This window comes from Actinoplanes sp. NPDC049802, from assembly GCF_040656595.1.
In the GTDB taxonomy this organism is placed as follows: domain Bacteria; phylum Actinomycetota; class Actinomycetes; order Mycobacteriales; family Micromonosporaceae; genus Actinoplanes.
In genome coordinates, this window is record NZ_JBFAMR010000151.1 from 1 (window position 1) to 6,014 (window position 6,014).

Annotated in this window: 1 protein-coding gene and 1 pseudogene; both read left to right on the forward strand. The window is 74.7% G+C overall.

Features of this window, described 5'->3' with window-relative positions; all coding sequences use genetic code 11:
* Positions 1–3: 3 nt before the first annotated feature.
* Positions 4–57, forward strand: a pseudogene (locus AB0I88_RS40770) (hypothetical protein); the annotation flags it as partial.
* 24 nt (positions 58–81) lie between these two features.
* Positions 82–6,014, forward strand: a 5,933-nt coding sequence (locus AB0I88_RS40775) for a type I polyketide synthase (RefSeq protein ID WP_361037590.1), incomplete at its 3' end; no start/stop codon positions are given.

Below are 6,014 nucleotides of genomic sequence, written 5' to 3' on the forward strand. Positions count from 1 at the left end.
GGTCTGTCGCCGGATGGCCGGTGCAAGTCGTTCGCTGCTGCTGCTGACGGGGTCGGGTTCTCCGAGGGTGTCGGTGTTCTGGTGGTGGAGCGGCTGTCGGACGCGCGGCGGCTGGGGCATCGGGTTCTGGCGGTGGTTCGTGGTTCGGCGGTGAACCAGGACGGTGCTTCCAACGGCCTGACCGCCCCCAACGGACCCGCCCAGGAACGGGTGATCCGGGCCGCGCTCGCCAATGCCCGCCTGGCGGCGCACCAGATCGACGTGGTGGAGGCGCACGGCACCGGCACCACCCTCGGCGACCCGATCGAGGCGCAGGCGCTGCTCGCCACGTACGGCCAGAACCGGGAAGCACCGCTGTGGCTCGGCTCGGTCAAGTCGAATCTGGGCCACACCCAGGCCGCGGCCGGTGTCGGCGGCATCATCAAGATGATCCTCGCCATGCGGCACGAGCTGCTGCCGAAGACACTGCACGTGGACGCCCCCAGCGAACTCGTCGACTGGACCGAGGGGTCGGTGGCGCTGCTGACCGAGGCGGTCGCCTGGCCGCGCGGCGCGGAACCGCACCGCGCCGGCATCTCGTCGTTCGGCGTGAGCGGCACCAACGCCCACGTGATCCTGGAGGGGCCCCCGGCCGCCGGTCCCGGGCGGGCGGCCCCGCCGGACTCCACCCCGGTGACCTGGCTGCTGTCCGGGCGTACCCCCGAGGCGCTGCGGGACCAGGCCGCCCGGCTGGCGGCCCACCTCGGCGACCACCCGGCCGCCCCGGCCGACGTCGCCGCCGCCCTGGCCACCCGGGCCCGCTTCGAACACCGGGCCGTCGTGGTCGGCACCGGAACCGCCGAACTGACCGCCGGGCTCGCCGCGGTCGCCGCCGCCGAACCCGCCGCCGCGGTGGCCGCCGGACGCGCGCTGGACGAACCCAGGGTCGTCTTCATGTTCCCCGGCCAGGGCTCCCAGTGGGCCGGCATGGCCGTCGATCTGCTCGCCGCCTCGGAGGTCTTCGCCGCCCGGATGGACGAGTGCGCGCAGGCCGTCGGCAAGTTCACCGACTGGTCGCTGTACGACGTGGTCCGCGGAGTGCCCGGCGCACCGTCGCTGGACCGGGTCGACGTGGTGCAGCCGGTGCTCTTCGCGGTGATGGTGTCGCTCGCCGCGCTGTGGCGCTCGTACGGCGTCGAACCGGCCGCCGTGGTCGGCCACTCGCAGGGCGAGATCGCCGCGGCCGTGGTCGCCGGCGCCTTGTCCCTGGAGGACGGCGCCCGGGTGGTCACCCTGCGCAGCCGGGCCATCGCCGCTGGGCTGGCCGGGCACGGCGGGATGGCGTCGGTGGCCGAGGCCCGGACCGCGGTGGAGACACGGATCGCCCGCTGGACCGGCCGGATCTCGGTCGCCGCGGTCAACGGCCCAGCCGCCACCGTGGTCGCCGGTGAACCCGGGGCGTTGCGGGAACTGCTCTCCGACTGCGAGGCGGACGGCGTCCGGATGAAGCTGATCCCGGTCGACTACGCCTCCCACTCCGCGCAGGTCGAGACCATCCGGGACGAGCTTCTGTCCGTCCTCGCCGAGGTGGAGCCGCGCCGCCCGGACATCCCGCTCTACTCGACGGTGACCGGTGAGACCGTCGACAGCGCCCGGCTCGGCGCCGAGTACTGGTACGACAACCTGCGCGGCACCGTCCGGTTCGAGGAGGCGATCGACCGGCTGCTCGCCGACCGGCACGACGTGTTCGTGGAGATCAGCCCACACCCGGTTCTGGGCATGGGGGTCCGCGAGATCCTCGACCGGGCCGGGTCGGCGAGCGCCCTGGTCGGCTCGCTGCGCCGGGACGAGGGTGGCCTGCCGCGGTTCCTGCTCTCGCTCGCCGAGGCGTACGTCCGCGGGGCCGCCGTCCTCACCAGCCCCGCACCGGCCCCGGCGGTGGAACTGCCGACCTACCCGTTCCAGCACCAGCGGTACTGGCAGCTCGGCTCGGCGCTCACCGCGGACGCCGGTGGGCTCGGCATCGAGGCGGTCGACCACCCGCTGCTCCGGGCCGCGCTCACCGTCCCGGAGCGGGACCTGGTGGTGCTGACCGGCCGGATCGGCCTGGACACCCACCCGTGGCTGGCCGACCACGCGGTGCTGGACACCGTGCTGCTGCCCGGCACGGCACTCGTCGAACTCGCCGTCCGGGCCGGGGACGAGGTGGGCTGCCCGGAAGTCGAGGAACTCGTCATCACCAGCCCGCTGGTCGTACCGGCGCAGGGTGGGGTGCGGTTGCGGATCACCGTCGAGGCTCCGGACGACGACGGGCGCCGTGTCCTCGGCATCCACGGGCAGAGCGATGCCGAGGCCACCGCCGGGATGTGGACCCGGCACGCCAGCGGGATGCTCGGCACGGCCCGCGCGCCCGGTGAACCGCTCACCCCGTGGCCGCCCGCGGGCGCTCAGCCGGTGGAACTCGGTGACCTCTACGACCGGCTGGCCGGGCTCGGCCTGCAGTACGGCCCGCTGTTCCAGGGGCTGCGGGCCGCCTGGCGGCACGGTGACGCGACGTACGCCGAGGTGGATCTGCCCGACGACGGCGACGCCGACCGGTTCGGACTGCACCCGGCCCTGCTCGACGCCGCCCTGCACGCCCTCGTCGCGGACGCCGGGGACGGCCCGCCCCGGCTGCCGTTCTCCTGGACCGGGGTGACGCTGCACGGGTCGGGCGCGCGGCGCCTGCGGGTCCGGTTCACCCCGGCCGGCACCGACGGCGTGGCCCTGACGGTCGCGGACCACACCGGCGGCCCGGTCGCGACGGTGGCGGCCCTGACCGTACGGCCGGTGTCGCCACAGGCCCTGAGGGGGCGCTCCGGGTTCGTCGAGTCGCTGTTCCGGCTGGAGCACGCGCCGCTGCCCACCGGCCGGGGCGAACGTGGCGACTGGCAGACTTTGGGGCCGGAGCCGCTGTTCGGCGCCCCGGCGGTGGACCTGGCCGGAGTCGTCGCGGGCACGGTGTTCCTGCCCGGTGCCGAGGTCGGCGCCGTGCTGACCACCATTCAGGAATGGCTGGCCGAGCCACGGCTCGCCGACACCCGCCTGGTCGTGGTGACCGGGCGGGACGACCTGGCCGGCGCGGCGGTGCACGGCCTGGTCCGCTCCGCGCAGGCGGAGAACCCGGACCGGATCGTCCTGCTGGCGACCGACCCGGCGGCGACCGGCGACGACACGGCCGATCTGGTGGCGGCGGCGCTGGACACCGGCGAATCGGTGCTCGCGATCCACGACGGGGCGGTGACCGCGCCCCGGCTGGTCCGGGTCGCCGACTCGGACGCCGCCGGGGAATCGCCCTTCGGCCCGGGCAGCAGCGTGCTGATCACCGGCGGCACCGGCACCCTGGGCGCGATGATCGCCCGGCATCTGGTCAGCGCGCTGGGCGTCCGGCACCTGGTGCTGACCAGCCGGCGCGGCCCGGCCGCGGACGGGGCGGCCCGGCTGCGCGACGAACTCACCGAGTCCGGCGCCACCGTGGCGGTGGTGTCCTGCGACATGGCGGAACGGGACCAGGTGGCCGCGCTGCTCGCCGCCCACCCGGTGGACGCCGTCGTGCACACCGCCGGGGTGATGGACGACGCCACCATCGCCACGCTCACCCCGGAACGGGTCGCCGCGGTGCTCCGCCCGAAGGTGGACGCCGCCCTGCACCTGCACGAACTGGCCGGTGACCTCACGGCATTCGTGCTGTTCTCCTCGGCCGCGGCGGTGTTCGGCAGTCCCGGGCAGGGCGCGTACGCGGCCGCCAACGCTGTGCTCGACGCACTCGCGGTCCGCCGCCGGTCCGCCGGGCTGCCCGCGCACTCGCTCACCTGGGGCCTGTGGGCGCAACGCAGCGCGATGACCGCCGAGGTGGACGCCGCCCAGCTGAGCCGGATGGCCCGCACCGGCATGGGCGAGCTGTCCTCGGCCCAAGGGCTGGCCCTCTTCGACGCCGCGGTCCGCTCGGCCGAACCGGTGCTGGCGCCGGTGCCGCTGGACCTGTCCGGATTCGGCCGGAGCGACCGGGAGACGCCGGACCTGCTCCGTGGCCTGGTCCGTACCCGGGCCCGCCGGGCCGTCGGCGGCTCGTCGCTGGCACAACGGCTGGACGAACTGCCCGTCGACCGCTGGGCCGGGGTGGTCCTGGAGGTGGTGGCCGCCCGGGCCGCCTCGGTGCTGGGCTACACCCGGTCCGATCAACTGCCCGCCGACCGCACCTTCAAGGACCTCGGGTTCGACTCGCTCACCTCCCTCGACCTGCGCAACCAGCTCAGCGCCGCGACCGGGCTGCGGCTGCCGGCCACGATGGTGTTCGACCACCCGACCCCGCAGGCGCTGGCCGATCATCTGGTGACCCAGCTCTCCGGGAAGCACGCCGCGGTGGCCACCGTCGCGGCCGTCCGGCACGACCACGAGCCGATCGCCATCGTCGGCATGGCCTGCCGGCTACCCGGCGGTGTGCGGAACCCGGAGGATCTGTGGCGGCTGCTGGCCGACGGGCGGGACGGGATCGGCCCGTTCCCGGACGACCGCGGCTGGGACCTCGACGCGCTCTACGACCCGGACCACACCCGGCCCGGCACCGCGTACGTCGACCGGGGCGGCTTCCTCTACGACGCGGCCCGCTTCGACCCCGGCTTCTTCGGCATCTCGCCCCGCGAGGCGCTGGCCATGGACCCGCAGCAGCGGCTGCTGCTGGAGACCTCGTGGGAGGCCCTGGAACGGGCGGGCATCGACCCGGACACCCTGCGCGGCAGCGACACCGGCGTCTACGCGGGCGTGATGTACAACGACTACGGCGTGGTGCTCTCCGGCTCCGGCGAGCCGGTCGACGGCTTCCTGTCCACCGGCGCCTCGGCGGGGGTGATCTCCGGGCGGGTGTCGTACACCCTCGGCCTGGAGGGGCCGGCCATGACGGTCGACACCGCCTGCTCGTCGTCGCTGGTCGCCCTGCACCTCGCGGTCTCCGCACTGCGGAACGGGGAGTGCTCGCTGGCACTGGCCGGAGGCGTGTCGGTGATGTCGCTGCCCGGCACATTCCTGGAGTTCTCCCGGCAACGGAACCTGGCGCCGGACGGGCGGTGCAAATCGTTCGCCGGCGCCGCCGACGGCACGTCGCTGTCCGAGGGCGTCGGGGTGCTGGTGGTGGAACGGCTGTCGGACGCGCGCCGCAACGGACACCAGGTGCTCGCGGTGGTCCGAGGCTCGGCGGTGAACCAGGACGGCGCCTCCAACGGTCTGACCGCTCCGAACGGGCCGGCCCAGCAGCGGGTGATCCGGGCCGCGCTCGCGGACGCCGGTCTCTCACCGTCCGAGGTCGACGCGGTCGAGGGGCACGGCACCGGGACGACGCTGGGTGATCCGATCGAGGCGCAGGCGCTGCTGGCGACCTACGGCCAGGATCGCGAGTCGCCGCTGTGGCTCGGGTCGGTCAAGTCGAATCTGGGGCACACCCAGGCCGCCGCGGGTGTGGCCGGGGTGATCAAGATGGTCCTCGCCATGCGGCACGGTGTGCTGCCCCGGACGCTGCACGTGGACGAACCGTCGCCGCACGTGGACTGGGACGCCGGGGCGGTACGGATCGCCGCGGCCGCGGCGCCGTTCGCCCTGCCGGATCGCCCGGTCCGCGCCGCGGTCTCCTCCTTCGGCATCAGCGGCACCAACGCGCACGTCGTGCTGGAGCAGGCCGAGCGCGTGCCGGAGCCGGAGCGGCCGGCGGCTCCGTTCACCCCGTGGCTGCTCTCCGCACGCCACCCGGAGGCGCTTCACCAGCAGATCCGGCGACTGCGGGCGTACGTCGCCGAGGACGCGTCGCTGAATCCGGCCGACGTGGCATGGACCCTCGCCACCGGCCGCGCCCGGTTCGCCCATCGTGCGGTGCTGCTCGGGGACGAGATCGAGACCGGGACGGTCGACGACGGCCGGTTGGCGGTGTTGTTCTCCGGTCAGGGTTCGCAGCGGGTCGGGATGGGTGTGGGGTTGTCGAGGGTGTTTCCGGTGTTCGGGTCGGTGTT